Source organism: Streptomyces asoensis, from assembly GCF_016860545.1.
Taxonomy (GTDB): Bacteria; Actinomycetota; Actinomycetes; order Streptomycetales; family Streptomycetaceae; genus Streptomyces; species Streptomyces asoensis.
The window spans coordinates 885,989-911,493 of record NZ_BNEB01000002.1 but is presented as its reverse complement, the minus strand read 5'-3'; the positions used below and the strand labels follow the sequence as shown (position 1 = coordinate 911,493).

Annotated in this window: 26 protein-coding genes and 1 pseudogene; 14 read left to right on the top strand and 13 right to left on the bottom strand. The window is 73.0% G+C overall.

All coding sequences use genetic code 11. The features are described 5' to 3' along the window. Positions 1-289: 289 nt before the first annotated feature. Positions 290-1,027: a lysophospholipid acyltransferase family protein gene (locus Saso_RS07255; RefSeq protein WP_189927456.1), complete on the top strand. Its 738-nt coding sequence runs from the start codon at positions 290-292 to the stop codon at positions 1,025-1,027. 146 nt (positions 1,028-1,173) lie between these two features. Here the strand turns inward: Saso_RS07255 and Saso_RS07250 are convergent, their stop codons facing one another. The 8 genes from Saso_RS07250 to Saso_RS07215 all read right to left on the bottom strand — a co-directional run bounded on the left by Saso_RS07250 (position 1,174) and on the right by Saso_RS07215 (position 8,350). Continuing rightward, the gene (locus Saso_RS07250; protein ID WP_372442428.1) at positions 1,174-2,703 is read right to left on the bottom strand and encodes an alpha/beta hydrolase; all 1,530 of its coding nucleotides are present in this window, start codon (positions 2,701-2,703) and stop codon (positions 1,174-1,176) included. Between the two features lie 186 nt (positions 2,704-2,889). Continuing rightward, positions 2,890-3,648 (bottom strand): urease accessory protein UreD, encoded by a 759-nt coding sequence (locus Saso_RS07245; protein WP_189927454.1) that lies wholly within the window; start codon positions 3,646-3,648, stop codon positions 2,890-2,892. 1 nt (position 3,649) lies between these two features. Further along, positions 3,650-4,327 carry an urease accessory protein UreG gene (ureG, locus tag Saso_RS07240; protein WP_189927453.1) on the bottom strand — a complete coding sequence of 226 codons (678 nt, stop codon included), beginning with the start codon at positions 4,325-4,327 and terminating at the stop codon, positions 3,650-3,652. A 173-nt stretch (positions 4,328-4,500) separates the two neighbouring features. Further along, entirely contained in the window at positions 4,501-5,175 is a 675-nt protein-coding gene (locus Saso_RS07235) for an urease accessory protein UreF (RefSeq protein WP_189927452.1), read from the bottom strand. A gap of 75 nt (positions 5,176-5,250) precedes the next feature. Continuing rightward, positions 5,251-6,972 carry an urease subunit alpha gene (locus tag Saso_RS07230; RefSeq protein ID WP_189927451.1) on the bottom strand — a complete coding sequence of 574 codons (1,722 nt, stop codon included), beginning with the start codon at positions 6,970-6,972 and terminating at the stop codon, positions 5,251-5,253. Next, positions 6,965-7,276, bottom strand: a complete 312-nt coding sequence (locus Saso_RS07225) for an urease subunit beta (protein ID WP_189927450.1) — start codon at positions 7,274-7,276, stop codon at positions 6,965-6,967. Before Saso_RS07225 ends, Saso_RS07230 begins: the two co-directional genes overlap by 8 nt. 8 nt (positions 7,277-7,284) lie before the next feature. Next, the gene (locus Saso_RS07220; RefSeq protein WP_162468422.1) at positions 7,285-7,587 is read right to left on the bottom strand and encodes an urease subunit gamma; all 303 of its coding nucleotides are present in this window, start codon (positions 7,585-7,587) and stop codon (positions 7,285-7,287) included. A gap of 133 nt (positions 7,588-7,720) precedes the next feature. Further along, the gene (locus Saso_RS07215; protein ID WP_189927449.1) at positions 7,721-8,350 is read right to left on the bottom strand and encodes a TetR/AcrR family transcriptional regulator; all 630 of its coding nucleotides are present in this window, start codon (positions 8,348-8,350) and stop codon (positions 7,721-7,723) included. Between the two features lie 142 nt (positions 8,351-8,492). Between Saso_RS07215 and Saso_RS07210 the strand changes: the two genes are divergently transcribed. The 4 genes and pseudogenes from Saso_RS07210 to Saso_RS07195 all read left to right on the top strand — a co-directional run bounded on the left by Saso_RS07210 (position 8,493) and on the right by Saso_RS07195 (position 11,004). Continuing rightward, positions 8,493-9,404 carry an ABC transporter permease gene (locus Saso_RS07210; RefSeq protein ID WP_189927448.1) on the top strand — a complete coding sequence of 304 codons (912 nt, stop codon included), beginning with the start codon at positions 8,493-8,495 and terminating at the stop codon, positions 9,402-9,404. A gap of 108 nt (positions 9,405-9,512) precedes the next feature. Beyond that, positions 9,513-9,665: an ATP-dependent Clp protease proteolytic subunit gene (locus Saso_RS07205; protein WP_372442407.1), complete on the top strand. Its 153-nt coding sequence runs from the start codon at positions 9,513-9,515 to the stop codon at positions 9,663-9,665. Positions 9,666-9,672: 7 nt separating this feature from the next. Then, positions 9,673-9,977 (top strand): annotated as a pseudogene (locus tag Saso_RS07200) (hypothetical protein). Positions 9,978-10,530: 553 nt separating this feature from the next. Continuing rightward, positions 10,531-11,004, top strand: a complete 474-nt coding sequence (locus tag Saso_RS07195; protein ID WP_189927446.1) for a C40 family peptidase — start codon at positions 10,531-10,533, stop codon at positions 11,002-11,004. A gap of 130 nt (positions 11,005-11,134) precedes the next feature. Here the strand turns inward: Saso_RS07195 and Saso_RS07190 are convergent, their stop codons facing one another. Beyond that, a complete protein-coding gene (locus Saso_RS07190) occupies positions 11,135-11,617 on the bottom strand; it encodes an ATP-binding protein (RefSeq protein ID WP_189927445.1) in 483 nt (160 codons plus the stop codon). A 213-nt stretch (positions 11,618-11,830) separates the two neighbouring features. On the opposite strand from Saso_RS07190, the gene Saso_RS07185 reads away from it, so the two are divergent. Both Saso_RS07185 and Saso_RS07180 read left to right on the top strand, forming a co-directional pair. Further along, a complete protein-coding gene (locus tag Saso_RS07185) occupies positions 11,831-12,691 on the top strand; it encodes a helix-turn-helix domain-containing protein (protein WP_189927444.1) in 861 nt (286 codons plus the stop codon). A gap of 9 nt (positions 12,692-12,700) precedes the next feature. After that, entirely contained in the window at positions 12,701-12,934 is a 234-nt protein-coding gene (locus Saso_RS07180) for a DUF397 domain-containing protein (protein WP_189927443.1), read from the top strand. A gap of 51 nt (positions 12,935-12,985) precedes the next feature. On the opposite strand, the gene Saso_RS07175 is transcribed toward Saso_RS07180, so the two are convergent. Beyond that, positions 12,986-14,113: an 8-amino-7-oxononanoate synthase gene (locus Saso_RS07175; RefSeq protein WP_189927442.1), complete on the bottom strand. Its 1,128-nt coding sequence runs from the start codon at positions 14,111-14,113 to the stop codon at positions 12,986-12,988. Positions 14,114-14,261: 148 nt separating this feature from the next. On the opposite strand from Saso_RS07175, the gene bioB reads away from it, so the two are divergent. The 3 genes from bioB to bioD are packed head-to-tail and all read left to right on the top strand — an operon-like array spanning position 14,262 to position 17,528. Next, positions 14,262-15,521 (top strand): biotin synthase BioB, encoded by a 1,260-nt coding sequence (gene bioB, locus Saso_RS07170; RefSeq protein ID WP_189927441.1) that lies wholly within the window; start codon positions 14,262-14,264, stop codon positions 15,519-15,521. Next, positions 15,514-16,803 (top strand): adenosylmethionine--8-amino-7-oxononanoate transaminase, encoded by a 1,290-nt coding sequence (locus tag Saso_RS07165; protein ID WP_189927440.1) that lies wholly within the window; start codon positions 15,514-15,516, stop codon positions 16,801-16,803. The genes bioB and Saso_RS07165 overlap by 8 nt, the downstream gene beginning before the upstream one ends. 2 nt (positions 16,804-16,805) lie before the next feature. After that, positions 16,806-17,528, top strand: coding sequence for a dethiobiotin synthase (bioD, locus tag Saso_RS07160; protein ID WP_189927506.1), 723 nt, complete (start codon positions 16,806-16,808; stop codon positions 17,526-17,528). Positions 17,529-17,588: 60 nt separating this feature from the next. Here the strand turns inward: bioD and Saso_RS07155 are convergent, their stop codons facing one another. Beyond that, positions 17,589-19,841 (bottom strand): helix-turn-helix domain-containing protein, encoded by a 2,253-nt coding sequence (locus tag Saso_RS07155; RefSeq protein ID WP_189927439.1) that lies wholly within the window; start codon positions 19,839-19,841, stop codon positions 17,589-17,591. A 114-nt stretch (positions 19,842-19,955) separates the two neighbouring features. On the opposite strand from Saso_RS07155, the gene Saso_RS07150 reads away from it, so the two are divergent. Continuing rightward, positions 19,956-20,642 (top strand): esterase/lipase family protein, encoded by a 687-nt coding sequence (locus Saso_RS07150; RefSeq protein ID WP_189927438.1) that lies wholly within the window; start codon positions 19,956-19,958, stop codon positions 20,640-20,642. A 97-nt stretch (positions 20,643-20,739) separates the two neighbouring features. On the opposite strand, the gene Saso_RS07145 is transcribed toward Saso_RS07150, so the two are convergent. Then, a complete protein-coding gene (locus Saso_RS07145; RefSeq protein WP_189927437.1) occupies positions 20,740-21,114 on the bottom strand; it encodes a fic family toxin-antitoxin system, toxin component in 375 nt (124 codons plus the stop codon). A 4-nt stretch (positions 21,115-21,118) separates the two neighbouring features. Then, positions 21,119-21,361, bottom strand: coding sequence for a toxin-antitoxin system HicB family antitoxin (locus Saso_RS07140; protein WP_189927436.1), 243 nt, complete (start codon positions 21,359-21,361; stop codon positions 21,119-21,121). Between the two features lie 141 nt (positions 21,362-21,502). Here Saso_RS07140 and Saso_RS07135 point away from each other — a divergent pair, with 141 nt between their 5' ends. From Saso_RS07135 to Saso_RS07125, 3 genes are all read left to right on the top strand, one after another. Beyond that, the gene (locus Saso_RS07135) at positions 21,503-22,351 is read left to right on the top strand and encodes an ABC transporter ATP-binding protein (protein WP_189927435.1); all 849 of its coding nucleotides are present in this window, start codon (positions 21,503-21,505) and stop codon (positions 22,349-22,351) included. Between the two features lie 4 nt (positions 22,352-22,355). Continuing rightward, positions 22,356-24,923 carry an ABC transporter permease gene (locus Saso_RS07130; RefSeq protein WP_189927434.1) on the top strand — a complete coding sequence of 856 codons (2,568 nt, stop codon included), beginning with the start codon at positions 22,356-22,358 and terminating at the stop codon, positions 24,921-24,923. An 87-nt stretch (positions 24,924-25,010) separates the two neighbouring features. Further along, the gene (locus Saso_RS07125; protein WP_189927433.1) at positions 25,011-25,436 is read left to right on the top strand and encodes a GNAT family N-acetyltransferase; all 426 of its coding nucleotides are present in this window, start codon (positions 25,011-25,013) and stop codon (positions 25,434-25,436) included. Positions 25,437-25,505 lie beyond the last annotated feature (69 nt).

Below are 25,505 nucleotides of genomic sequence, written 5' to 3'. Positions count from 1 at the left end.
AGTGAGAAAGCACTGAGAAAAGATGGTCAATGACGGAGGGTAAGTAAGAACTTGATGAAGATCCATCGAAATCAATGCGACATCTGCGACGTCTCGCCCGCGCCTGATGTGAGACCCGACACGGTTGCGGCAGGATCCGTGGAGATTCGACGAAAAAGCGCCGCGCGCGCCCCACCGACGGCCGCGCGACGGCTGCCGGAGGCTCCCTGCGGCTTGCTGCGGACCGTCCAGGAGCAGCACCCTGGTCAGGCGGCCATCCCGCCGATCCGCCGGAGTGAGGAGCGACCCCTTGTTCTACTACGTGCTCAAGTACGTCTTGCTGGGCCCCCTGCTGAGACTGGCCTTCCGGCCGCGGATCGAAGGCCTCGAGCACGTACCGGACTCGGGCGCGGCGATCATCGCCGGGAACCACCTGTCGTTCTCGGACCACTTCCTGATGCCCGCGATCCTCAAGCGCCGCATCACCTTCCTCGCCAAGGCCGAGTACTTCACGGGTCCCGGTCTCAAGGGCAGGCTCACCGCGGCCTTCTTCCGCAGCGCGGGCCAGATCCCGGTCGACCGCTCCGGCAAGGAGGCGGGACAGGCCGCGATCCGCGAGGGCCTCGGGGTACTGGGCAAGGACGAACTGCTCGGCATCTACCCCGAGGGGACCCGCTCGCACGACGGCCGCCTGTACAAGGGCAAGGTCGGCGTGGCGGTGATGGCGCTGAAGTCCCGGGCGCCCGTGATCCCCTGCGCGATGATCGGCACCTTCGAGGCGCAGCCGCCCGGCAAGAAGATCCCGACCCTGCACCCGGTGGCGATCCGCTTCGGCGAACCCCTCGACTTCTCCCGCTACCTCGGCATGGAGAACGAGAAGGCGGTGCTGCGCGCCATCACCGACGAGATCATGTACGCGATCCTGACGCTGTCCGAGCAGGAGTACGTGGACGAGTACGCGGCCGTGGTCAAGGCGGAGGAACAGGCCGCGGCGAAGGCGGCGAAGGCCGAGAAGGGGAGCAAGTTCCCCCGACTGCCGTCCCGCTGACGGACAGTCGGGGAACGCTTCGTCATCACGCGCCCGCCCCGCACGCGGGACGGGTGGCACGCGACGAGCGAGGGGCGGCCGGAGTGATCCGGCCGCCCCTCGTCGTCACCGCCGCCCCACCGTGCGAGCCGGGGGGCGGCCGGTGCCTACGGCTTGGGCGTGGCGTGCGGCGCGCAGGTCACGTCCGCGGTGTCCAGCTTGCCGGTGAGCAGGTAGGCGTCCACCCGCGGGTTGATGCAGGTGTTCACCAGGCTCGTGACGCCGTGGGAACCGGCGTCCTTCTCGGTGATCAGACGCGAGCCCTTGAACCGCTTGTGCAGCTCGACGGCACCCTTGTACGGGGTGGCCGCGTCGTTCGTGGACTGCACGATGAGCACCTGCGGCAGGCCCTTGTGGGTCTTGACCTCGACGGGCGTCTGCTGCTTGACCGGCCAGTAGGCGCACGGCAGGTTCATCCACGCGTTGGCCCAGGTCATGAACGGGTAGTCCTTGTGGAGCCGCGTGTTGTCGGCGTTCCACTTGCGCCAGCTGGTGGGCCACTTGGCGTCGGTGCACTCGACCGCGGTGTAGACGGCGTTGCCGTTCTCCGAGGCGATGTTGCCCGCCGTGTCCGTGAGGTCCGGCGCGGCCGCGTCGACGAGCGCCTGGGTGTCCCCGGCGACGTACTTGCTGAAGACGGTGGCGACCGGGATCCACGAGGAGTCGTAGTACGGGGCGCTCTGGAAGAAGGAGATCAGCTCCGCCGGGCCGACGAGACCGCCGAGGGGGCTCTTCTTCGCGGTGGCGCGCAGCGCCAGCCACTTGGCCTGGACGGCGGCACGGGTGGTGCCGAGGTGGAAGGTCGCGTCGTTGGCGGCGACCCAGTCCTCCCAATCCTTCCAGCGACCCTCGAAGGCGATGTCCTGGCCGAGGTTGGCCTCGTACCAGATGTTCTCCCGCGAGGGGTCGACCACGCTGTCCACGATCATGCGGCGCACGTGACCCGGGAACATGGTGCCGTAGACGGCGCCGATGTAGGTGCCGTAGGAGACGCCCAGGTAGTTGAGCTTCTTCTCACCGAGGGCGGCGCGGATGACGTCCAGGTCGCGCACGGTGTTCGGCGTGGTCATGTGCGGGAGCATCTCGCCGCTGCGCTCGTAGCAGCCGTCGGCGTACTCGCGGGCGAGCTTGATCTGGGCGAGCTTGTCGGCCTCGCTGTCCGGGACCGGGTCGGCCTTGGGGGCCTTGACGAACTCCTGCGGGTCGATGCAGGAGATGGGCGCGGAGTGGCCGACACCGCGCGGGTCGAAGCCCACGAAGTCGTAGGCCTTCGCCACGTTGGCCCACACGGGGGCCTTGGTGGTGACGCGGCGCGGGAAACGCAGCCCGGAGCCGCCGGGGCCGCCGGGGTTGTACACGAGGGCGCCCTGGCGCTCCTTGGCCGTGCCCGTGTTGCCGATGCGGTCGACGGCGAGCTTGATCTGCTTGCCGTTGGGCTTGGCGTAGTCGAGGGGCACGCTGACCCAGCCGCACTGGATCGGCTTCTCGAGGCCCCAGTCGGCCGGGCAGTCCTGCCAGTCGACGCCGGCCTCGGCGGCACGCTCCGCGGCGACGGCGGCGCCGCGCGCCTCCCTGTCCTGGCCCGAACGGCCGCTGGTCGCGCTCGCGGTGGGCGCCGCGAAAGCGCCGGCGAGCATCGTCGCGGCGACGAGTACGCCGGCCGAGCCGAGCGCGGTGACGCGCTTGTTCGGTCGTATGTCCTTCAAGTGGGAACTCCCCTACCTGGTGATGGCGGCAGAGGGATCCTCGCGGCTGTGAGGCGTCCGAGAAAAGGTGTCGTTGACCTTCTTTGCCAATCCGATAACCGGAACGTGATGTCCCGCTCACCGGATGTGGAGATCGGCGAGCGCCGTGTCCAGCACGCGCCGCAGGAGCAGCGCGTCGGGCGCGACCGCGGTGACCAGGGCGGCGGGGCCGGCCAGCGGCACCACGCACGCGTGCTCTCCGACGCTCCGCGCCGTCACCGGCTCCGTTGCGAACTCCGGTCGCACCAGCACGATCTGACCCACCGCCCGATGTCCGGCGAGGACGGCCGGCCCGTCCCAGCCCGCGGGCGCACCGGGGCCGCAGGACAGCTCCTGGTCGAGGACGACCCGTCCGGCGACCCGTACGCAGAGCCGGCTCGTGAGGGTCCCCGGCTCCTCCCCCGCCCGTCCGAGCACCTGCTCCTCGCGCAGCACGAGCCGCGCGTCGGCCCCGAGGTCGGCCCGGGTGGTGACGGACAGGCCGCTCCCCTTCACCGAGATCAACTGCTCGGGCATCCAGTGCAGTTCGCCGCCGTCCGCGACGCACAGCCGTACATCGTAGTGGGCCTCCTCCTTCGTCTGCCCGGGCAGGGCGATGGTGGCGGCGGCCGAACGGACGTGCAGGCGGGCGCCGTTGCCGACGTCCGCCTCGACGGCGAAGCGGTCACCGCCGAGCGGCCCGCTCATCGCACCGACGAGCATCACGCGTGCCTCGTCGCCCGTTCCCCGAGTGCGCCGCAGGGCGAGCGGTCCGTCGCTCTCCAGGACGGGCAGACCGGTTCCGCCGCGTCCGTCGTCGCGCGCCACGATCCGTGCGGTGGCGTGCACCCCGCTCATGTCACGCCGTCCAGGCCGCGAACCGGGCCCGCACCCACGCGGCCACGTCCCCGACGCCTGTCTCACCGCGCAACGACTGGAAGACGACCGGGAGTTCGGCCCGCTGGGCCTTGGCATCGGCCGCCATGCGGGCGAGGTCGGATCCGACATGGGGCGCGAGGTCGGTCTTGTTGACGACGAGGAGGTCGGCGGTCGTGACGCCGGGGCCGCCCTTGCGGGGGATGTCGTCCCCGCCCGCCACGTCGATGACGAAGATCTGCGCGTCCACGAGCCCCTTGGAGAACGTGGCGGTGAGGTTGTCCCCGCCGGACTCCACGAGGATCAGGTCGAGCGGCCCGACCTCGTCCTCCAGGTCCTCCACGGCTTCGAGGTTGGCGGAGATGTCGTCCCGGATCGCGGTGTGCGGGCAGGCGCCGGTCTCGACGGCAGTGATCCGCTCGGGCGGCAGCACAGCCTCGCGCAGCAGGAAATCGGCGTCCTCGCGGGTGTAGATGTCGTTGGTGACGACGGCGAGGGACAGTTCGTCGCGCAGGGCCCGGCAGAGGGCGGCGACGGTGGCGGTCTTGCCGGACCCGACGGGACCGCCGAGGCCGATGCGCAGGGCGCGGCGCGTGCCGTCCGCGCGGCGGGCGTCGGCGCCGACGGCGGCGGGGCCGCCATGGGGGTGGTCGAGGTGCACAGCGACTCCTGTTCAGCCGGTCCGGACGGCTTCAGCCGGCCCGGCGCTTGGGGACGGACCCGTTCCGGTGCGAACGGGCGTCCGAGGACTGCCCCCGGGGGTCGGTGCCCCGGAGGTCGGCAAGGGGAAGCGGGGCGCGGACGGCTGCCTCCTCCGGTGGGGCCGGCGGGCTGTCACGAGGCGAACAGCCGTACCGGCCAGGCGGCGTGGGCCTGCGCTCCGATCTCCAGCAGCGGCGCGGACGCCGCGGGCAGCACGTCGGTGCCCCGCGCCGGCACCGCCGTCCCGGCGGACACCGCCCGGTCCACGACCCGGTCCAGTTCGGGAGCGAGCCGGGCCAGCACCGCCGTCGCCCGGAACGGGTCCAGACCCAGCAGCCGCACCACCGCGGTGGCCGGTCCGCTCACGCTCTCGTAGGCCGCGCAGTACGCCGCGTCCTGCGGCCCGAGCCCGGCGGCCCGCGCCGTCAGGCCCAGCACCACCGGCTGATGCGCCCCCTTGGGGAACCGCGCCGCCAGGGCGTCGAGTTCGGTGCTCGGCCAGGCCGCGCGGGCGGCCCGCACCAGTTGCCGGCCCAGTTTCCTGGCGGTCAGCCGCAGCGCCGGGGACGGGGTACGGGCGTCCGCCGCCGCGTCCAGCTCCGCCGGGTCCGCGCCGGCCGCGGCCGCGCAGGCCAGCGCCGACGACACCAGCCCCGCCGTGTGCAGTCGCCCCCGGCAGAAGGCCTCCAGGCTCGCCGCGTCGGTGATCCGGCCCGCTTTCACGGCCTCCTCCGCCCCGCCGGAGTGCGCGTGCCCTCCGGCGGGGAAGCGGCCGTCGGCCAGGACGAGCAGTGCTGCCCTTGTCACAGTCGTCTCCTCCGCGCCCGGGGCCAGGTGCCGGGTGTAGGTGCAGATGTCGGGTGCAGATGTCGGGAGCGGGCCTCAGAACAGGAAGTAACGCTGTGCCATGGGCAGTTCGGCGGCCGGGGTCGCCTCGACGAGTTCGCCGTCGATGTGCACGGCGAAGCTGTCGGGGTCGACCTGGACGCGCGGCCGGGCGTCGTTCTCCCGCATGTCCGCCTTGGTCACCGCGCGGGTGGAGTCGATGGCCACGAACCGCTTGCCCAGTTGCAGCCGCTCCGGCAGCCCGTCCTCGATGGCGAGTGGTGCGACGAAGTTGAACGAGTTCGCCGCGGGCGCCCGGCCGATCGCGCCGTACATCGGACGCGGCAGGATCGGCTGCGGCGTCGGGATCGACGCGTTGGCGTCGCCCATCTGCGCGTACGCGATCTGCCCGCCCTTGATGACGAGGTGCGGCTTGACGCCGAAGAACGCCGGCTCCCACAGCACCAGGTCGGCGAGCTTGCCGCTCTCGACCGAGCCGATCTCGCGGGCCAGGCCCTGGGCGAGCGCCGGGTTGATCGTGTACTTGGCGACGTAGCGGCGTACCCGGTGGTTGTCGGCACGGCCGTCCCCCGGCAGGGGTCCGCGGCGCCGCTTCATCACGTGCGCCGTCTGCCAGGTGCGCAGGACGACCTCACCGACGCGGCCCATGGCCTGCGAGTCGGAGGAGATGATCGAGATCGCCCCGAGGTCGTGCAGGACGTCCTCGGCGCCGATGGTCGAGGGCCGGATCCGCGATTCGGCGAACGCCAGGTCCTCGGGGACGGCGGGGTTGAGGTGGTGGCACACCATCAGCATGTCGAGGTGTTCCTCGGCGGTGTTCACCGTGTACGGCCGCGTCGGGTTGGTGGAGCTCGGCAGGACGTGCGGTTCGGACACCACGGTCATGATGTCCGGGGCGTGCCCGCCCCCGGCGCCCTCGGTGTGGTAGGCGTGGATGCCGCGTCCGGCGATCGCGGCGAGGGTGTCCGCCACGAAACCGGCCTCGTTGAGGGTGTCGGTGTGGATCGCGACCTGGATGCCGGTCCGGTCGGCGACGGTCAGCGAGGCGTCGATGACGGCGGGTGTCGACCCCCAGTCCTCGTGCAGCTTCAGCCCGAGCGCGCCGCCGCGGATCTGCGACAGCATCGCCTCCTGCGAGACGGTGTTGCCCTTGCCGAGGAAGCCGATGTTCAGCGGGTACTGCTCCATCGCCTCCAGCATCCGGGCGAGGTGCCACGGGCCGGGCGTCACGGTGGTCGCCTTGGAGCCCTCGGCGGGCCCGGTGCCGCCGCCGACGAGCGTGGTGACACCGGCGGACAGCGCCTCGTCGGCGATCTGCGGGCAGATGAAGTGCACGTGCGCGTCCACGGCGCCGGCCGTCAGGATGCGCCCGTTGCCCGCGATGATCTCCGTCTCGGGGCCGATCACCAGGTCCGGGTGGACCCCGTCCATCGTGTCGGGGTTGCCCGCCTTGCCGATGCCGGTGATGCGTCCGTCGCGGATGCCTATGTCGGCCTTGACCACACCCCAGTGGTCCACGACGACCGCGCCCGTGATGACGGTGTCGGGGGTGCCGTCCGCGCGGGTGGCCCGGGACTGCCCCATGGACTCGCGGATGACCTTGCCGCCGCCGAACACCGCCTCGTCGCCGGAGAGTCCGGGGCCGCCGCAGCGGTCCTCCTCGATCTCGATCAGCAGGTCGGTGTCGGCGAGCCGGATACGGTCGCCGGTCGTCGGGCCGAACAGGTCGGCGTAGGCGGCACGGGAGATCTCAGACATCGAGGGCACCTCCGGTCTCGCCGCGCAGCCCGGGCACGATCCGGGCGCCGGCCAGCGGCACGAGCCGGACCTCCACGGGGATGCCGGGCTCGAAGCGCACGGCGGTCCCTGCGGCGACGTCGAGCCGCTTGCCGCGGGCGGCCGCGCGGTCGAACTCCAGGCCCGGGTTGGCCTCGGCGAAGTGGTAGTGGGAGCCGACCTGGACAGGCCGGTCGGCGGCGTTCAGGACGGTGAGCCGGGTGACCTCACGGCCCGCGTTGTACGCGACGGGCCCGTCCGCGAACAGGATCTCTCCGGGAATCATCGAGCCCCTCAGACGATCGGGTCGTGGACGGTGACGAGCTTGGTCCCGTCGGGGAAGGTGGCCTCGACCTGGACGTCGTGGATCATCTCGGGGATGCCGTCCATGACGTCGTCGCGGGTGAGCAGCTTGCGGCCGGAGGACATGAGCTCGGCCACCGTCCGGCCGTCACGCGCGCCTTCGAGGATGTGCGACGTGATGAGGGCCACGGCCTCCGGGTGGTTGAGCCTGAGGCCGCGGGCCCGGCGCTTCTCTGCCACGTCGGCCGCCACGTGGATCAGCAGCCTCTCCTGCTCGTGCGGGGTCAGTTGCACGTCCCACCTCACATCCTCGCTCCGGGCCGTGCGGGGCCCGGCTGCCGCTGCCACGGGGTGAAGACCCCTGGTGGCGTGGACCGGCAGGCTAATCGGGCCGCATTTCGAGGAAGTTAACCGAGCTGTGATCGGTTCAGGCGCCCGACAGCGGGGGCGACACGCTCATCAGGGCGCGCAGGCCGTCGCGCAGCACCTCGACCGGGGCGGGCCCGAACAGCGACTGCTGGACGAGGAAGCCCAGGACGGCGGCGATCATCGTGCGCGCCACATGGTCCGGGGGCACGTCGGCCCGCATCATGCCGGCGTCCTGATAGGCGACGACGATCCGGCTCCACGCCTCGCGCACGCCGGTGCAGCCCTCGTACAGCAGCGCCGCCAGGTCCTCGTTGCGCAGGGTCTCCGTCCACACCTGGATGATCAGACGAGGGAAGGCCGGCCGCCCGTCGACGGTCAGGGACTCCCGGGCGGCCAGCAAACGGCCGAGGACCGAGGAGACGAGGGCGTCGGGCGGCGGTGGCGGGACGTGCCGGGACTCCTCCTCGAAGGCCTCGCGCACCTGGCCGAGCACCTCGCCGACGATCGCCGCGATCAGCTCCTCCTTGCCGCTGAAGTACCGGTGGACGGCCCCGGCGGACAGGTCGACCTCCTTGAGCACGTCCTGCACGGACGTGGCGTGGAAGCCGTTGCGGGCGAAGCAGACCGACGCGCCGTCGAGGATCTGCCGACGGCGGGCGTCGAGGTGCGCCTGGGATACACGGGCCATGGCCCCCAACACAGAACGAACGATCCTTCTCTTTAAAACGTCCGCCACGAACCATCCGCGTGCACTGCCTGCTGTGACCCGTCCGCTCGGCACGGCCCGCTCTGCACGGTCCACAGCGACCCGTCCGCTTCTGGGAGAAGCCATGTCCGCGTCCCGGCGCCTCGTCGCCGTCGTCCTGCCGCTCGGCGTCGCCGGTCCGGCCGCCGCGACGGCCCCGCTGGAGCGGCAACCGGCCCAGCAGGAAGGGGTTTTCGACCTCCACCACTACGCCGACGGGAAGGCCGCCCGTGCGGCGGTCGAGGACCGGACCGTATACGGCGCGGTGGTCGTCACGGCCGAGGGACCCGAACTGCCGACCGCCTCGGCCGCGAGTCCGGTCGTCGCCCAGCTGCTCCGGGAGGCCGTCGCGGAGCGGACGGCCGCCACGGGCGCCGGACTGCGGACCGTGGACGTCGTCGCGGCCCCGGCCACCGATCCGCGCGGCGCGGCCCTCGGCGCGAGCGTGCTGCCGCCGGCCCTTGCCGGGATCGCGGCGGGTGCGGTGGTGTCCCTGCTGGGCCTGCGCGGGATCCGCACGGTGGGCGCGCTGGTCGGCGCCGCCACCCTGGTGGGCCTGGTCGCGGCCGCGCTGGCCCACAGCTGGCTCGGGGTGCTCACCGGCGACTGGTGGGCGGAGGCCGCGGTGCTGCTGTCGACGCTGGCGGTGAGCGCGGCGGTGGCCGGCTGCGCCGCGCTGGTCGGCACGCCGGGCATCGGGGCGGTGTCGTTCCTCGTGATGTTCCTCGGCAACCCGTTCTCCGGGGCGGCTTCGGCACCGCGCATGCTGCCGGAGCCGGTCGGGACGATCGGCCAGTGGCTGCCGCCGGGTGCCGGTACGACCCTGCTGCGCTCGGTGTCGTTCTTCGACGGCGCGGCGGCGGTCGGCCCCGCGCTGACGCTGCTGTGGTGGGCCGCGCTCGGCCTCGGAGCGGTGGTACCGGGCAGCCTCCTGAAGCAGCCCCCGACCCCGGCCGCCCCCACCCCCGAAACCCCGAGGCGGGCCCTGGTCGCGTAAGCCTTCGCAGGCCGGCCGGCCGAGTAGGTGCCGCGCCGCCGCGGACCGGGCCGCCCGCCCCGCCGGGCGCGGAGTCATCGGCCGGCAAGCCGGACTCGGGTACTGCTGGTGCGGCACACCGGACGGACGCCGGAGCAGGTGTCCGCGGACGTCGAGCGGGAGACGTTCCTGACCGCCGAGGACGCCGTGGCGTACGGCCTGGTCGGCGGGATCGTCCCCGGCCGCAGGCCCTCGGCCCGCCGCCCGCACGGCGGGCGGTGAGCCGGCGATGGTGCCCGAGCTGCCGCCGCTGCCCGCGCCGACCCGCGCGGAGGCGGAGCTGATCGACGATTATCTCGACGTGTCGACATGCTCGGCCGCATCAACCCCGCCCACCAGGGCGACACCTACCGCGGACTGCGCGCGGCCCATGCGCTGGTGACCAAGGCGATCGCGCTGCGCGACGCGCTCTCGCCGATGCACCGAAGGGGTGAGAGCGAGCTGCTCGCGCCGACGCTCGCGCGGGCGCTGCGCGTGCTGGACGGCGAGCGCCGCACGGCTCCCGTCACGCTGCCGCCGCTCGACGAGAGTTGACCGCGCCACACCTTCGGCCGGGCCGGCCCGCGGCCGGACGCGACGACCCGGCCGGAGTCGAAACGACCCAGAAGGCGTACCCCCGTTCGGCAGAACGTCTACTGTTCGCCCGGACGCCAGGAAGTTGCGCGAAAGGGCGCCCGGGGAGCGGATCGCGGGACGTCGTGGCTGGTGGGAGGCCCCGAGGCGCCCCGGCACCTGATGATCCATCAGAGTGTTCACCCGAACGGGTGAGTGGTGAGTAACCCCACAAATCCCCGGTTCCGTTGGGATTTTCGGACATCCGTGAGCCAAGATCCCTGACTGACGACAAGCCCCCGCCACAAGAGGCGGGGCGGTCCGGGCGGACGCCGAGTCCTGCCGCCGCCCGGATGACCGGTCGACAGGAGTGCATCGGCAGGAGTGGAGGACCCAAGCACGACGGGTCGCCGGGACGGTCACGCCATGACCGGGCCGAGCAGCCCTTGGGGTGAAGCCGCGCGAGCGGCCGGGCAACTTCGCCAGCCCGAATCCGACAGGTCATCCTTCACAGGCGGCTGACGAAGGGTTGCGCATGACTGCGCTCAATCGGGTCCCGTCGCTCATGGTCCGGGCCGGTACGGCCTCGGCGTTCGCCATCGCCGCCGTGGGCGGGTCGGTCGTGGTCCCGGGGCTGTCCCCCGACGCCGCGGCCGCCACACCGGCGGCCAAGGCACTTCAGATCGCGGCCTCCAAGAAAGGTGCTCCGTACAAGTACGGGGCCACCGGACCGAAGAGGTTCGACTGCTCGGGGCTCACGCTGTACTCGTTCAAGAAGGCGGGCAAGAGCCTGCCCCGGACGGCGGCCCAGCAGTACAACAAGACGAAGCACATCAAGGCGTCCAGCCGCAAGGCGGGCGACCTGGTCTTCTTCCACTCGGGGTCGAACGTCTACCACGTCGGGATCTACGCGGGCAAGGGCAAGATATGGCACTCGCCGAAGACCGGTGACGTGGTGAAGCTCCAGAAGATCTGGACCAAGAGCGTCTGGTACGGCCGGGTCCGCTAGGACGGGCCGTGGTACCGGACCCCGGCCGTGGACCGGCCTCACGAGCCGGTCCACGGCCGGGGTGGCGCTTCCCCGGGGGTTCTCCCGGGGCGGTGTCTCCCGGGGCGGTACAGGGCGTCCTGACGCGCCTTCACCGCCCCGGGAGCTCACTCTCCGCCGGTGCCGCCAGGGCGCCGGCCACCGGCTCCGCCGCCGGGACGGCCCACGGGAGCTCGACGATGACCGTCTTGCCGCCCTCCCGGGTGGGCCGCACTCTCAGCCTGCCGCCGCACTCCGCGGTCAGCCAGCGAATGATCACCATGCCTCGGCCGTTGTCCTGCTGGACCGCGGCCGGCAGTCGTTTGGGGAACCTCGGGTGGCTGTCGGTGACGCCGACGCTCAGGTGTTCGTCGCGGACGAGCGCGAGGGCGACCGTGAAGGTGGGCGACTGCCCGAAGGTGTGCTGCACGGCGTTGGTGGCGAGTTCCGAGACGATGAGCCGGACGGTGTCGGCCTGATCCGCCTCCGCCGGCAGGCCCCACTCGCCCAGGGCGTCGGCCACGAAGGCACGGGCCGCGCGGACCGAGGCGGGGTCGCTCGGCAGAGTGATGGATGCTTCCAGGTGATCTGCCATGGCGACGTCGTCCCTTTCCACGGGACCGGGAGCCCGACACGGTGCGGATCGTTCGAGTACGGTCCCGGACTGGTGCTTCTTCGCCAGACTGCCATTACCGCGCCGGTAACGGGTGGCGATCCACCAAGTTATGCATATATCTGTCGCCCGATGCGGTGAACTCTGCGACGGCAGAGCGTATTTGGCCGACCCGTCAGGGGTAAGGAGGAGGCAGTGCAGCACGGTCCCGCGGTGCGCCGCCGCAAACTGGGTGCCGAACTGCGCAATCTGCGCACCCGGGCCGGCCTCACCAGTGGTGAGGCGGCCCGGCTCGTGGGCTGGCACCAGTCCAAGGTGAGCCGCATCGAGACGGGCATCAGTGGGTCAAAACCGGCCGATGTGCGGTTACTCCTCGACGCCTACGAGGTGGCCGATCCGCAGCTGCGGGAACTGATGCTGGCCCTGGCGGGCGCCGCCGACGGCGGGGGCGGCCGGGACCACTGGTGGCACGCCTACCGCGGGGTGCTGCCGCCCGCCTACCGGGACTTCATCAGCCTGGAGTCCCAGGCCAGCGCGATGCGCACCCTGGAGACGACGGTGGTCCCGGGGCTGCTCCAGACGCCGGAGTACGCCCGTGCGGTGACGGGGGCGGCCGTGGAAGGGGCGGACGAGGACCAGCTCGACACCCTGGTCGAGGTCCGGATGGCCCGCCAGGACGTGCTGCGGGCGACGCCTCCGCTGGAGCTGAACGCGGTGCTGGACGAGTCGGTGCTGAGGCGCGAGGTGGGCGGACCCGAGGTGATGGCGCGCCAGCTCGGCCGGCTCGTGGAGGCCGCCCGGCTGCCCCAAGTACGGCTCCAGGTACTGCCGTTCGCCGCCGGAGCACATATCGGCGTCACCGGCCCTTTCGTTATCTTCTCATTTTCGCGCACTTCTGATCTGGATGTGGTTGTTCTAGACCACTTGACGAGTAGCCTCTATCTCGAACGGAAAGAAGACCTCCAGGCCTACACCGAGGCCTTCAACGCCCTTCGGGCGCACGCTCTTTCGCCCGGGGACTCATCGGATTACATCGCCGCGATAGCAGGCGCATAAGGAGGCACCATGTCCGCACTGCCGCGGAACGTACCTTCCAGCACCGACCCCCACCGGCTCCCGGACGTGCGGTGGCTGCGCAGCAGCTACAGCACGGGAGCGAACAACTGCGTCGAGACGGCCAGGCCGGCCGCCGGTCCCCTGGCCGGTCTGCTCGCCGTGCGCGACTCCAAGAACCCGGCCGGGCCCGCCCTGCTCTTCTCCCCCGAGAGCTGGACGGACTTCACGGCCGTGTTCCGCTGACCGACCGCACCGCGATCGGTCGGCGGCGGTTCCCGGCCGTGTCACGCCGACTCATGGCCGTGTTTCGCCGATCACCCGTACAGCGCGTTCCAGCTCGGCCCCGGAGAGGTCCGCACGCGCGGTGAGCCTCAGGCGCGAGATGCCGTCGGGCACGGAGGGAGGACGGAAGCAGCCCACGGCCAGACCCGCCGAGCGGCAGTCCGCCGCCCACCGCACGGCCGCCTCCGGGGACGGCGCACGCACGGAGACGACCGCGGCGTCCGGACGCACCGCTTCCAGACCCGCGGCCGTCAGGCGCGCGTGCAGCTCCCCCGCCACCGCACGCGCGCGTGCCGCGCGCTGCGGCTCCCGGCGCAGCAGCCTGAGCGCCGCCAGCGCGGCGCCCGCCGCCGCCGGCGCGAGCCCCGTGTCGAAGATGAACGTCCGGGCCGCGTTCACCAGGTGTTCGACGACCCGGGCGGGCCCGAGCACCGCGCCCCCCTGGCTGCCCAGCGACTTGGACAGCGTGACCGTGACGACGACGTCGTCCGCACCCGCCAGACCCGCCGCGTGCGCGGCGCCCTGCCCGCCCTCCCCCAGCACGCCCAGTCCGTGGGCGTCGTCCACGACCAGTCCGGCGCCGTACGCCCGGCAGGCGGCCGCCAGAGCGGCCAGCGGGGCGGCGTCGCCGTCCACCGAGAACACCGTGTCGGAGACGGCCACGGCGGGGCCCGCGTGCGTGCCGAGCGCCTTGCGCACCGCGTCCGGATCGGCGTGCGCGACGACCTGGGTGGTGCCGCGGGCCAGGCGGCAGCCGTCGATGAGCGAGGCGTGGTTGCCCGCGTCGGAGACGATCAGCGAGCCGTGCGGGGCCAGTGCGGTCACCGCCGCGAGGTTGGCCGCGTAGCCGGAGGAGAAGGCGAGGGCCGACTCGAACCCGCAGTGTTCGGCGAGCTCGCGCTCGAGCTCCGCATGGAGTTCGGTGGAGCCGGTGACGAGCCGTGAGCCGGTCGCTCCGCCGCCCCAGGCGCGTGCCGCCGCCGCGGCACCCGCCACGGTCTCGGGGTGGCGGGCGAGGCCCAGGTAGTCGTTGCTCGCGAGGTCGAGGAGCGGCGAGTCCGCAGGACGGGGCCGCAATGTCCGCACCAGGCCGGCCCGGCGGCGCAGCTCCGCCTGTTCGTCGATCCAGCCGAACGCCATGGGTCCTCCGGTGCTTTTGTAGGTAGCGGACAGACACTAGCGGCACGGTCGCCCGCCCACGGTGTGGCAATACCCACACGTCGAACCGGGTGTGTTGTGTGATCCCTACCTTGGCCGGGAGCGGGTGCGTAGGACAGGATCGGCTCTCATGGACCTGCTGAACACGCTGGTGGACAAGGGGCTTCGGCGCGAGCTGCCGACCCGCGAGGAAGCGCTGGCCGTGCTGGCCACCTCCGACGACGACGTGCTGGACGTGGTGGCCGCGGCCGGCCGGGTGCGCCGGCAGTGGTTCGGGCGCCGGGTGAAGCTGAACTACCTGGTCAATCTGAAGTCCGGACTGTGCCCCGAGGACTGCTCCTACTGCTCTCAGCGGCTCGGCTCGACGGCCGGGATCCTGAAGTACACCTGGCTGAAGCCGGAGGAGGCCTCCCGGGCGGCCGCGGCCGGGCTGGCGGGCGGGGCCAAGCGGGTCTGCCTGGTGGCGTCCGGGCGCGGTCCGACGGACCGTGACGTCGACCGGGTGGCCGGCACCATCAAGGCCATCAAGGACGGGAACGAGGGCGTCGAGGTGTGCGCCTGTCTGGGCCTGCTCTCCGACGGCCAGGCCGAACGGCTGCGCGAGGCGGGCGCCGACGCCTACAACCACAACCTGAACACCTCCGAGGGCACGTACGGGGAGATCACCACCACCCACACGTACGCCGATCGGGTGGACACGGTGCAGAAGGCGCACGCGGCCGGTCTGTCGGCGTGCTCCGGTCTGATCGCCGGCATGGGCGAGTCCGACGAGGACCTCGTGGACGTGGTCTTCTCACTGCGCGCGCTGGACCCGGACTCCGTTCCGGTCAACTTCCTCATCCCGGTGGAGGGCACCCCGCTCGCCAAGGAGTGGAACCTCACCCCGCAGCGCTGTCTGCGCATCCTGGCGATGGTGCGGTTCGTCTGCCCGGACGTCGAGGTGCGTATCGCGGGCGGCCGCGAGGTGCACCTGCGCACCATGCAGCCCCTCGCGCTGCACCTGGCCAACTCCATCTTCCTGGGCGACTACCTCACCACCGAGGGCCAGGCGGGCAAGGCCGACCTGGAGATGATCGCGGACGCCGGGTTCGAGGTGGAGGGCGCGGAGCAGGTCACCCTGCCCGGACACCGGGTCGCGGGGGGCGGCGGCTGCGGCTCCTCCGAGAGCGCGGGCTGCGGGTCGCACGAGGGCGGCGGGTGCGGGTCGCACGAGGGCGGTGCGTGCGGGTCGCACGAGGAGGGCGGGGTGTGCGGGTCCGTGCCGGCCGCGGCGTCGGCCCCGGCCCCGGCCGCGTCCGGGGCCCCGGTTCCGGCTGCCGGTGACGCCCGTACGGACCTCGTCGCGGTGCGCCGGCGCGGCGCCGGGACGGACCTCGCGCCCAATGCCTGAGCGGGCGCCGCTCGGCGTGCCCGAGCTGCTGGAGCTCGACCGGCGGCACGTGTGGCACCCGTACGGTCCGATGCCGGGCCGGGCCGAGCCGCTCGTCGTGGAGTCGGCGAGCGGGGTCCGGCTGCGGCCGGCGGACGGCTCGGACGACCTGGTCGACGGCATGTCGTCCTGGTGGTCGGCGATCCACGGCTACCGGCACCCGGTGCTCGACGAGGCCGTGCGCGAGCAACTGGGCCGGATGAGCCATGTGATGTTCGGCGGACTCACCCATGAGCCGGCCGTCCGCCTGGCGAAGCACCTTGTCGACATGTCGCCCGAAGGTCTCGAGCACGTGTTCCTCGCCGACTCCGGGTCGGTGTCGGTCGAGGTCGCCGTGAAGATGTGCCTCCAGTACTGGCGCTCGCTGGGCCGTCCGGCCAAGCAGCGCCTGCTGACCTGGCGCGGCGGCTACCACGGCGACACCTGGCAGCCGATGTCCGTGTGCGATCCCGAGGGCGGGATGCACGGTCTGTGGAGCGGGGTGCTGCCCCGTCAGGTCTTCGTGGACGCGCCTCCGGTGGAGTTCGAGGAGGCGTACGCCGACCTGCTGCGCGAGACGATCGAGCGGCACGCCCACGAGCTGGCCGCGGTCGTGGTGGAGCCGGTGGTGCAGGGCGCGGGCGGGATGCGGTTCCACTCCCCCGGCTATCTGCGGGTGCTGCGCGAGGCGTGCGACGCGCACGGCGTGCTGCTGGTGTTCGACGAGATCGCGACCGGTTTCGGGCGCACGGGCGCGCTGTTCGCGGCGGAGCACGCCGCGGTGACACCGGATGTCATGTGCGTCGGCAAGGCGTTGACCGGCGGCTATCTCACGATGGCGGCCACGCTGTGCACCTCGCGGGTGGCGGACGGGATCTCGCGGGGCGAGGTACCGGTCCTGGCCCACGGGCCGACGTTCATGGGCAACCCGCTCGCCGCGGCCGTCGCCTGCGCGTCGATCGAGCTGCTGCTCGGGCAGGACTGGCAGGCGGAGGTCAAGCGGATCGAGTCGGGGCTGCGGGACGGTCTCGCGGCGGCCGCGGAGATCCCGGGCGTACGGGACGTCCGGGTCCTCGGTGCGATCGGTGTCGTCCAGCTCGATCACCCGGTGGACATGGCGGCCGCCACCCGGGCGGCCGTGCGCGAGGGCGTCTGGCTGCGGCCGTTCCGCGACCTGGTCTACACGATGCCGCCCTACGTCACCGACGACGCGGACGTGGCACGGATCGCGCGCGCGGTGTGCGCCGCGGCGCGGGAGGGATGAACATGCCGATCCTGGTGATCACGGGGACGGGCACGGAGGTCGGCAAGACCGTCACGACGGCCGCGATCGCCGCGTCGGCGCTCGCGGCCGGCCGGTCGGTGGCGGTGCTGAAGGCCGCGCAGACCGGTGTGGGACCGGACGAGCGCGGGGACGCCGACGAGGTGGCGCGGCTCGCGGGCGCGGTGACGACGGCCGAACCGGCCCGCTTCCCGGAGCCGCTGGCCCCGGCGACGGCGGCGCGCCGGGCGGGCCTGGCGCCGGTGCGGCCGCACGACGTCGTCGAGGCGGCGCAGAAGCTGTCCGCCGCTCACGACCTGGTGCTCGTGGAGGGGGCGGGCGGGCTGCTCGTACGGTTCGACGAGGCGGGCGGCACGCTGGCCGACGTGGCGCAGCTGCTGCGGGCGCCGGTGCTGGTCGTGGCGTCGGCGGGGCTGGGCACGCTGAACACGACGGAGCTGACCGCCCGAGAGCTGCGCTCGCGCGGTGTCGAGCTGCTGGGTGTGGTGATCGGCAGCTGGCCCGACTCCCCCGACCTCGCGTCCCGTTGCAACGTCGTGGATCTGCCGGAGGTGGCCGGGGCCCCGCTGCTCGGCGCGCTGCCCTCGGGTGCCGGCGCGCTCCCCCCGGCCGGCTTCCGTGCCGCGGCGCCGGGCTGGCTGGCGCCCCGGCTGGACGGCACCTGGGAGGCGGAGGCCTTCCGGGAGCGGACCGGCGCGGAGAGCTGACCGCCGTATCGCCTGCGGACAGGCCCCTGACCTCCGGCACCGGTGCCGGGGGGCGGGGGCCTACTCGTCGGCCGGGTCCGCGAGAAGGCGGACGAGTTCGATGCGGGAGCGGATGCCCAGGCGGGTGAAGACGCCCCGCAGATGGTGGTCGATGGTGCGCGGGCTGAGGGCCAGGCGGGTGGCGATCTCGCGGTTGGTGGCGCCGTCGGCGGCCATCCGGGCGACCAGGAGCTGCTGGGCGGTCAGCTGGGCCGTGGGGCTCCGGTGGTCGCGGACGGGGCTCGCGGGCGCGCCGAGCGCGCGCAGTTCGGCGCGGGCGGCCTCGGCGCAGTGCGGGGCGTCGAAGGACTCGAACGCCGCCAGGGCGCTGTGCAGCCGGTCGCGGGCCTCCGTACGGCGGCGCAGCCGGCGCAGCGCGCTGCCGAACAGCAGCTCGGTACGGGCGCGTTCGACGGCGCGGGTGCCGTCGGCGTGCAGGGCGAGGGCTTCGCGGTAGTGGTCCAGGGCGTCGGCGCCCGGGCTGAGCAGGGCCCGGCAGCGGGCGCTGAGTGCCAGGTCGTCGGCGCCGCCGACGGCGCGGGCCCAGCGGTCGTAGCCGGCGTGGGCGACACGCGCCACGCGTATCTCGCCGGTACGGACCGCGGCCTCGACGTAGTGAGGCGTGGCGAGGTGACGGATCGCCCGGTGGCCGTGTCCGGGACCGGAGGCGGCGAGCGCGCGCAGCCCGGCCGCGGCGGCGTCGAAGCGGCCGGAGGCGAGGTCGAGGAAGGCCAGAGCCCACTGCGCCAGGGCGGCGGGCAGGCCCAGGTCGTGGGCGAGGGCGTGGGAGCGGGCGGCCGCGGCGCGCTCCCGGCACAGGTCGTCGTCGCCGGTGAGTGCGGCGAACATGGCGAGGGCCGCCTGGAGGTGGCAGGCGCCGTTGTCCTGTCCGGTGGCGTACGCCTGTCGCAGGGCGTCCAGGGCGGCGGCCTCGGCGGCGCGCGGACGGCCGGTCCAGAACTCGGCGTAGACGCGGAACTCCATGGCCTGGGACACGGCGGCGGTGACGCCGCGGGCGCGGGCCGCCGCTGCCGCCCGGACCGTGGCGGTGACGGCGCGGGGGTGGTCGCCGAGCATCAGCGCGGCGATGCCCGCGTGCAGCAGGAGGGTGGGGTCGCCGCCCGGACCGCACCGCCCGGCGGTGGCTTCCAGCAGGTCCCGTGCGTCCTCGTACCGTCCGTCCACGGCCGCGGCGAGCCCGCCGAGCACCCCGGGCGCCTCCATGCCCAGCTGCTGTGCGGCGAGCAGTGCTTCGGGGGACCGGCGCAGGTCGCCGGTGTAGACGGCGGCTTCGGCGGCCCGGGCCAGCAGGTGGGCGGTCGGGGACGGCGCCCGGACCGCGCCGGGGGCGGGGGCGGCGGGCGCGGGCCGCTGCGGGCCGCCGCGCGCCGGGTGCGGGCGCGCGGCCCGTACCGCCGCGGCCAGCAGCGCGTCGAACGCCTCCCCCGCGTGTCCGGTCCGCAGGGCGAGGACACCGGTGAGGGCGTCGGCGGCGGTGCGGGCGGCGAGGGCGCGGGCCCGGTCGCCGTCGCCGGAGTACCAGGCGTCGGCCGCCGCGTGGGCGAGGAGCCGGGCGCGTTCGCGGGAGTCGGCGCAGAGCGCGGCGGCGCGTTCGGCGAGGGCTCCGGAGAGCGCCGGGTCGCCGGCGGCGCGCGCCCGGGCGGCCGCGGCCGTCAGTTCCGCGGCGAGCCGTGCGCTGGGGCCGAGCGCACCGGCGCCCCGGTGCCAGGCCCGGCGGGGTGCCTCGGCCGGGCCGTGCAGGACGCGGGCCAGCAGCCGGTGGGCTTCCCGGCGGTCGGCCGGTGCGGCCGTCTCGTAGGCGGCGATCCGGGTCCAGGCGTCGCGGAATCCGACGCCGCCGGCGGTGGCGTAGGCGATCCCGGCCGCCTCGGCCACCTCCAGGGGGCGGGTGTCGAGGCGGACGGCGGCGACGGCGCGCAGGAAGGCGTGGGTGGCCACGGGGTACTGGTCGGCGGCGGCGAGCAGCAGCACCAGCCGGGTGCCGTCGGGCAGCGCGCGGACCTCGCCGCGGTGGGCGCGCAGCGTCTCGGGGGCGAGGTCGGCGGGTTCGGCCGGCAGCGGGTCGAGGCCGGCCGCCTGCCTGCCGGTCAGCCGCGCGACGAGTTCGGCGGCGGCGCGCGGGTCGCCGTGCACGAGGCGCAGCACCCGCACGCGTACGCCTTCGGAGAGCGGCGGGCCCGGTAGGCGGGCGGCGTTCCGGGGCGTCGGTGGCGAAGTGCCTTCCAGGGGCCAGGGGTTCACCGGTGTCACCACCCACAAGACGTTACTGGCGGGTTACTTGAACCGTAAAGACTGGCGATTCTGCCGATGCGCCGCGCGTAGACCCGGCCGACACTCCTGGCAACCCCACACGTTTCAGGAGGCATCATGCAGCGCCACAAGCGTCGCATCGCCGCGGCCCTCTCGGCCGTGGTCTCTTCGCTCCTTCTGTCACTGTCGTTCTCCGCCCCCACAGCCCATGCCGCGACGCACGACCCGATCGTCTTCGTGCACGGCATCAGCAGCGACTCCGGCAGCTGGTCCGACTGGGTCGCCGACTTCAAGGCCGACGGCTACACGGCCGCAGAGCTGGACGCCTGGACGTACAGCTGGTCGCAGTCGAACGTCACCACCGCCTCCCAACTGGCCACGGAGATCAAGAACGTACGGGCGAGAACCGGTGCGTCCAAGGTCGACGTCGTCGTCCATTCGATGGGCACGCTCAGTTCCCGCTACTACCTCAAGAACCTCGGCGGCACCGCGTACGTGGACGACTTCGTCTCCGTCGCCGGCACCAACCACGGCACGTCGGTCGCCTCGTGGTGCAGCTGGCTCTACACCTCCTGCGCCGAGATGGTGACCGGCAGTTCCTTCCTCACCGCGCTCAACTCCGGGGACGAGACCCCCGGCAGCGTGAACTACGCGACCTACTGGTCGAACTGCGACTCGGCCATCGACCCGGACTCCTCGGCGCTGCTGAGCGGGGCCACCAACGTCGGCGTGGGATGCATCTCGCACACCGACATCAACAACGACCACGGCGTGTACGAGAAGGTGCGCGACTTCGTCAGGTGACGCGTGCGGCACCGCACACGGGTACGGCCGCGGCCGTGCGGCGGGCCCGTCCGGGGAGCGTCCCGGGCGGGCCCGTCCGCGCTGTGCGCGCAGCGGCTCACCGGCTCCAGGCGCGCAGTTCCCGCGCGATGTCGGCGACCGAGGTCTGGCCGTCCTTGACCAGGCGGGCCAGGTCGCGGACCTGCTCGGGCGAGGTGGCGACCTTCAGTCCGCTGGCGACGAGGTAGGCGTACGCCACGGCGCAGGCGAAGAGGGCGTTGGAGCGCTCCAGCGCCGGGACGTGGATGAGGAGCTGAAGGAGCGCGGCGGCACGGGCGGCCGGGTCGTCGTACACGGGGACGTCGAATATCTCGGCCTGGTGGCGGGCCACGGCCGCGACCAGGGCTCCCCAGTCGGTGACCTGGGGGTCGCCCGGGGTGTTCTGTTCGGCGAGCATGAGAAGCCAGGCGAGGTCGATGCGCAGGTCGCTCAAGGGATCAGCGGCGACCTTCGTGCGTGCCGCCCTCGCGCTCGGCGCCGAACTCCTCCACGAAGAGCGCCTCGTACTGCTTCATGAAGTCGCTCGCGGCCTCGACGAACGTGTGGCCGACCTCGCCGGCGTCCCGTCTGACCAGCTCTTCTATGTAGCGGTTGACGCTCATGCCGCGGGCCGTGGCGCGTTCGCGGGCCGCGCGGGCCGTGCCCTCGTCGACGCGGACGTTCAGCTGGGTCTTCGCCATACCTCGAAGCTAGCGCCGGACCGCTAGCAACGGCAAGGGCGCACGGGATCCGAAAACGGATACCGGGTGTGCGCCGGGTCACACTACGCTCGGCCGGGCGACCGGCAGACCCGGCACGTCCCCATGAGCGAGGAGGCAGCTTTGTCCACACCTGCTGCGGAGCACGCCCCCGGTCCGGCCCCGGCCGACCGGATCGCGGCCCGCGCCCGTGCTCTGACCAAGGCGTACGGCTCGGGGGAGACGGCCGTGCTCGCCCTGGACTCGGTGGACGTGGACATCGCGCGCGGGCGCTTCACCGCCGTCATGGGCCCGTCCGGCTCCGGCAAGTCGACGCTGATGCACTGCCTGGCGGGACTCGACACCGTGTCGGCCGGCCAGGTGTGGCTGGGCGGCACCGAGATCACGGGGCTGAAGGAGCGGGACCTGACCCGGCTGCGGCGGGACCGGATCGGGTTCATGTTCCAGTCGTTCAACCTGATCCCGACGCTCAACGCGGCCGAGAACATCACCCTCCCCATGGACATCGCGGGCCAGAAGCCCGACCGGGAGTGGCTGGACCGGGTGATCGACACCCTCGGGCTGCGCGACCGGCTCAAGCACCGGCCCGCCCAGCTGTCCGGCGGCCAGCAGCAGCGGGTGGCCTGCGCCCGGGCGCTCGCCTCCCGCCCCGAGCTCATCTTCGCGGACGAGCCGACCGGCAACCTCGACTCGCGGGCCGGGCTCGAGGTCCTGGCGTTCCTGCGGGAGGCCGTCGACAACCTCGGGCAGACCGTCGTCATGGTCACCCACGACCCGGGCGCGGCCGCCCACGCCGACCTGGTGCTCTTCCTGGCCGACGGCCGCATAGTCGACGAGATGGAGCGGCCGACGGCGGAGGCGGTGCTGGAGCGCATGAAACGCTTCGACGTGATCCGCGCCCAGTTCGACGGCGGCGAAGGCGAGGACGGCACCGCCGTCCCGGACACCCGCGCCGACGCCGAGGAGAAGTGATCCGGTGCTGAGAGCGACTCTGCGCAGCTTCCTCGCGCACAAGGGCCGGCTGCTGCTGTCCGCGCTCGCCGTCGTGCTGTCGGTGGCGTTCGTCGCGGGCAGTCTGATCTTCTCCGACACGGTGACCCGCACCTTCGACCGGCTCTTCGCCTCCACGTCCCCGGACGTCACGGTCCAGCCCGAGGACGACCTGAAGGCGTCCGTGCCGACCGGCGCCGTGCAGACCGTCCCGGCCTCCCTCGCCCGGCAGGTCGCCCGGGTCGAGGGCGTCGCGGCCACCCACGCGGACGTGAGCGTGGAGAACATCACCGTCGTCGACCGCGACAACGAGTCGGTCGGGCCCACCACCGGCGCGCCCACCATCGCCACCGACTGGTTCGTCACCGACCGCAGCCCGGTGAAGCTGACCTCCGGCCACGCCCCCCGGGGCGGCGGCGAGGCCATGCTGGACGCCGACACCGCCGACAAGAAGCACGTCGGGATCGGCGACACCCTCACCGTGATGGCCCAGCCCGGCAGCTTCGAGGTGAAGATCGTCGGCATCGCGACCTTCACCACGACCAACCCGGGCGCGGCCCTCGTCTACCTCGACCCCGCGACCGCCGGCACGCAGCTCCTCGGGTCCGCGGACAAGGCCACGAGCATCTCCGTCGACGCCGCGCGGGGCGTGAGCGACGACGTGCTCAAGCGGCGGATCGTGGCCGCGGTCGGCACCGGCACCTACGACGTGAAGACCGCCGAGGAGCAGGCGAAGTCGTCGTCGGAGGCCCTCGGCGGCTTCCTCGACGTGATCAAGTACGTGATGCTCGGCTTCGCCGGGATCGCCGTCCTGGTCGGCGTGTTCCTGATCGTCAACACGTTCTCCATGCTGATCGCCCAGCGCACGCGCGAGCTGGGCCTGCTGCGTGCCCTGGGCGCCGACCGCCGCCAGGTGCGCCGCTCGGTGCTCACCGAGGCGGTGCTGCTCGGTCTGGTGGGATCCACCCTCGGCCTCGCCGCCGGCATCGGTCTGGCGGCCGGGCTGATCAAGCTGATGAGCACGTTCGGCATGAACCTCGACGCCGCGGAGATGGTCGTCGGCTGGGCGACCCCGGTCTCGGCGTACGTCGTCGGTGTCGGCGTCACCTTCGTGGCGGCCTACCTCCCGGCCCGGCGGGCCGCGACCGTGTCGCCGATGGCGGCCCTCGCGGACGCCGACATCGCCGGTACGGGCCGGCCGCTGAAGGTGCGCGCGGTGGTGGGATCCGTGGTCGGCGCCCTGGGCGTGGCGGCGCTGGCCGGCTGCGCCGCCGCCTCGAAGACGGCGTCCGCCGCCTCCCTGCTGGGTCTGGGGGTCGTCCTCACCCTCGTCGCCACCGTCATCGCGGGGCCGTTGCTGGTCCGCCCGGTGATCCGGGTGCTCGGCGGCGCCTTCCCCGCCCTGTTCGGCTCGGTCGGGCGGATGAGCCAGCGCAACGCGCTGCGCAATCCCCGCCGCACGGGCGCGACGGCGGCGGCGCTCATGGTGGGGCTCGCGCTGGTCGGCGGGATGTCGGTGGCGAGCGCCTCGATGTCCAAGTCGTTCGACCAGCAGATCGACAAGACGCTGGGCGCCGACTTCGTCGTCCAGAACGCCAACTTCACGCCGTTCTCGGCGGAGGTCACCGACGCGGTGCGCCGCACCGACGGCGTCGGCCTCGTCGTACGGCAGCGGTTCGCGCCGCTGGCCGTGCGGCTGCCGGACGGCAAGCGGGTGGAGACGACCGCCAGCGGCTACGACGACCAGGTGGACGACGTCGCGCACGTCACGTACGCCGCGGGCGGTACGGCCGCCGCGCTGGCCGACGGCGCTCTCGGCATGGACGTCGACTTCGCCCGCGACCACGGGGTGCGGCTGGGCAGCGTGCTGCCGGTGCAGTTCCCCGGCGGCCGGACCACGACGCTGAAGGTGGGCGCCCTCACCGACCAGGACGGCGGCGACGGCTTCGGCATGGAGGGCGGGCTGTTCCTGGGCATCGCCACCGTCGAGAAGTACGTGCCGGGCGGCCAGGACTCCGCGCTGTACGTGAACGCGTCCTCCGGTACGGACGGCGACACGCTGCGTCCCCGTCTGGAGCGCACCCTCGACGCCTATCCGCAGGTGCAGGCGCGCGACCAGGCCGACTACAAGAAGCTGGTGCACGATCAGATCGCCGTCCTGCTGTACCTGGTGTACGCGCTGCTCGGGCTCGCGATCGTCATCGCGGTGCTCGGTGTGGTCAACACCCTGGCGCTGTCGGTGGTGGAGCGGACCCGGGAGATCGGGCTGCTGCGCGCCATCGGTCTCGGCCGGCGGCAGCTGCGCCGGATGATCCGGCTGGAGTCGGTCGTGATCGCCGTGTTCGGCGCGGTGCTGGGGCTCGGGCTCGGCCTGGTGTGGGGCGTGTGCATACAGCAGGTGCTGGCCTTGCAGGGCATGAAGGCGTTCGCCGTCCCGTGGGGCACGATCGTCGCGGTCGTGGTGGGATCCGCGGTCGTCGGAGTGGTGGCGGCCCTGCTGCCCGCGCTGCGCGCCTCCCGGATGAACGTTCTGGCGGCGATCGCGCACGAGTGACGGGCGCCCGGCCGGAGCGGGTCGCACGGGCGGTCCGCATGCTGGAAATCGCGTCCGGGCCGGGACCGCCCGTGGTGGGATCGGCCCATGATCGATCTGCGGATTCGGGCCGCCGGGCCCGAGGACCTCGACACCGTGCTGGCCTTCTGGAAGAGCGCCGCCGAGGGCACGAGCATCAGCGACGACCGAAGCGGCGTGGAACGGCTGATCACGCGCGACCCGGGAGCTCTGATCCTGGCCGAGCGGGACGGCGCGCTGGCCGGGACGGTGATCGCCGGGTTCGACGGCTGGCGGTGCCACCTGTACCGGCTGGCGGTCGATCCGCGGCACCGCCGTCAGGGCATCGGGGCGGCACTGCTGGCCGCCGCGGAGGAACGGTTCGTCGCGCTCGGCGGTCGGCGCGGCGACGCGATGGTCCTCACCCGTAACGAGACGGCGCATCATGCCTGGCGCGCGGCGGGGTACGCGCCCGAGGAGAAGTGGCGGCGCTGGGTGAAGCCACTCGGAGCCTGACCGGAGCCTCTTCGGGGCCCTTTTGCCGATCCTTTACTATTGGGGGGACCGCACGGATCGTCCGCGCGG

Bases quoted from the DNA above. Each gene is read 5' to 3' on its own strand.
- Saso_RS07195 (WP_189927446.1), top strand. From the start codon at position 10,531: ATGACTGCGCTCAATCGGGTCCCGTCGCTCATGGTCCGGGCCGGTACG.
- Saso_RS07140 (WP_189927436.1), bottom strand. From the start codon at position 21,361: ATGGCGAAGACCCAGCTGAACGTCCGCGTCGACGAGGGCACGGCCCGC.
- Saso_RS07250 (WP_372442428.1), bottom strand. From the start codon at position 2,703: ATGCTCGCCGGCGCTTTCGCGGCGCCCACCGCGAGCGCGACCAGCGGC.
- Saso_RS07215 (WP_189927449.1), bottom strand. From the start codon at position 8,350: ATGGCCCGTGTATCCCAGGCGCACCTCGACGCCCGCCGTCGGCAGATC.
- Saso_RS07245 (WP_189927454.1), bottom strand. From the start codon at position 3,648: ATGAGCGGGGTGCACGCCACCGCACGGATCGTGGCGCGCGACGACGGA.
- bioD (WP_189927506.1), top strand. From the start codon at position 16,806: ATGCCGATCCTGGTGATCACGGGGACGGGCACGGAGGTCGGCAAGACC.
- Saso_RS07190 (WP_189927445.1), bottom strand. From the start codon at position 11,617: ATGGCAGATCACCTGGAAGCATCCATCACTCTGCCGAGCGACCCCGCC.
- Saso_RS07175 (WP_189927442.1), bottom strand. From the start codon at position 14,113: ATGGCGTTCGGCTGGATCGACGAACAGGCGGAGCTGCGCCGCCGGGCC.
- Saso_RS07225 (WP_189927450.1), bottom strand. From the start codon at position 7,276: ATGATTCCCGGAGAGATCCTGTTCGCGGACGGGCCCGTCGCGTACAAC.
- Saso_RS07230 (WP_189927451.1), bottom strand. From the start codon at position 6,972: ATGTCTGAGATCTCCCGTGCCGCCTACGCCGACCTGTTCGGCCCGACG.
- Saso_RS07125 (WP_189927433.1), top strand. From the start codon at position 25,011: ATGATCGATCTGCGGATTCGGGCCGCCGGGCCCGAGGACCTCGACACC.
- Saso_RS07210 (WP_189927448.1), top strand. From the start codon at position 8,493: ATGTCCGCGTCCCGGCGCCTCGTCGCCGTCGTCCTGCCGCTCGGCGTC.
- Saso_RS07150 (WP_189927438.1), top strand. From the start codon at position 19,956: ATGCAGCGCCACAAGCGTCGCATCGCCGCGGCCCTCTCGGCCGTGGTC.
- Saso_RS07165 (WP_189927440.1), top strand. From the start codon at position 15,514: ATGCCTGAGCGGGCGCCGCTCGGCGTGCCCGAGCTGCTGGAGCTCGAC.
- Saso_RS07180 (WP_189927443.1), top strand. From the start codon at position 12,701: ATGTCCGCACTGCCGCGGAACGTACCTTCCAGCACCGACCCCCACCGG.
- bioB (WP_189927441.1), top strand. From the start codon at position 14,262: ATGGACCTGCTGAACACGCTGGTGGACAAGGGGCTTCGGCGCGAGCTG.